General features: G+C 69.1%; 1 pseudogene. It reads left to right on the top strand.

What is annotated here, in order from left to right:
- Positions 1-1,610 (top strand): annotated as a pseudogene (locus tag B0W88_RS34090) (heme utilization protein); the annotation flags it as partial.

Below are 1,610 nucleotides of genomic sequence, written 5' to 3' on the forward strand. Positions count from 1 at the left end.
CGCGCTGGACAGCGACCAGATCGGCGCGCTGACCACCGGCCAGGTGCAGCAGCTCACGACGGCCCAGGTCGCCGCGATGGGCAGCGACACGCTGAACGCGCTGACCAGTTCGCAGATCCCGTCGCTGACCAGCAGCCAGGTCGCCGCCATCGGCACCGCGCAGATCGCCACGATGACGACGGAAGATGTCGTCGCGCTGGGCTCCGCCGGCATCAAGGCGATGGGCTCGGCCCAGATCCACGCGCTGACCACCGACGACATCGTCGCCCTCAGCTCCGCCCAGGCCGCCGTGCTCAGCTCGGCCCAGGTGGCGGGCCTGACGACCGACCACATCGTCAACCTCAGCACCGACGACCTGCGGGCCCTGTCCAGCGGCGCGCTGCGCGCCTTCTCCAGCGGCCAGCTCGACGCGCTGGGCAGCGACCAGATCCAGGCGCTGAGCAATGTGCAGGTGCAGGCGCTGACGACCGTGCAGATCGGGTTCATGAGCACCGACGACGTCGGCGCCTTCAGCTCCGGCCAGGTGCTGGCGATGTCCACCGCGCAGATCGGCGCGATGCACTCCGACCAGATCGCCACCTTCAGCACCGACACGCTGCACGGCCTGTCGACCGGCGACATCCGCGCGCTCAGCTCGGCCGACCTGCATGCGCTGAGCTCCGACCAGATCGGCGCGCTGACCAGCGTGCACTTCGCGGCGCTGACCAGCACGCAGATCCAGGGCATCGACTCGGACGACCTCGGCGCCATCGCCACCGACGAGATCCGCGCGATCACGACCCTGGCCCTGCACAGCCTGACGACCGACCAGATCGCCGCGCTGAGCACCGACCAGGTCACCTCGATGACGAGCAGCCAGCTGCAGTCGCTGGGCACCGCGCAGGTCCATGCCTTCACGACCGACGACATCCATGCGTTCTCGACGACGCAGATCTCGCTGTTCACCTCGGCCCAGATCGGCGCGCTGACGACGGACCACTTCCTGGCCCTGAGCTCGGCCGACCTCACCGCGCTGACCGGCAGCCAGATCGGCGGCCTCACCACCGGCGACCTGTCGGTGATGACCTCCGACCAGGCGCCCGGCTTCGAGGCCGCGGACATCGCCAAGCTGAGCATGACCCAGGTCACCGCGCTGCTGGCCAACACCGAGGCGATGGGCGCGCTGTCCGGCACCCAGCTCGACTCGCTGTTCTTGACCTCGCCGATCGTGCTGGACCTGAACGGCAACGGGGTGCACACGACCTCGGCGGCCCAGGGCGTCAACTTCGACCTGAACAACACCGGCAACAGCCAGAAGTACGGCTGGACCGCCGGCGGCGACGGCCTGCTCGCGATCGACCTGAACAACGACGGGAAGATCAACAGCGGCGCCGAGCTGTTCGGCACCGGCACGGTGCTCGCCAACGGCCAGCACGCGGCCAACGGCTACCAGGCCATGGCAGCGCAGGACACCAACCACGACGGCAAGCTCACCGCGGCCGACGCCCACTTCAACCAGCTGAAGGTCTGGGTGGACGCCAACCACGACGGCAAGACCGACGCGGGCGAGCTGAAGTCGATGGCCGACCTGGGCATCGTCGAGCTGGACCTGAACGCCAAGGCCTCCACCA

The sequence above is a fragment of the Pelomonas sp. KK5 genome (assembly GCF_001984095.1).
Classification (GTDB): Bacteria; Pseudomonadota; Gammaproteobacteria; order Burkholderiales; family Burkholderiaceae_C; genus KK5.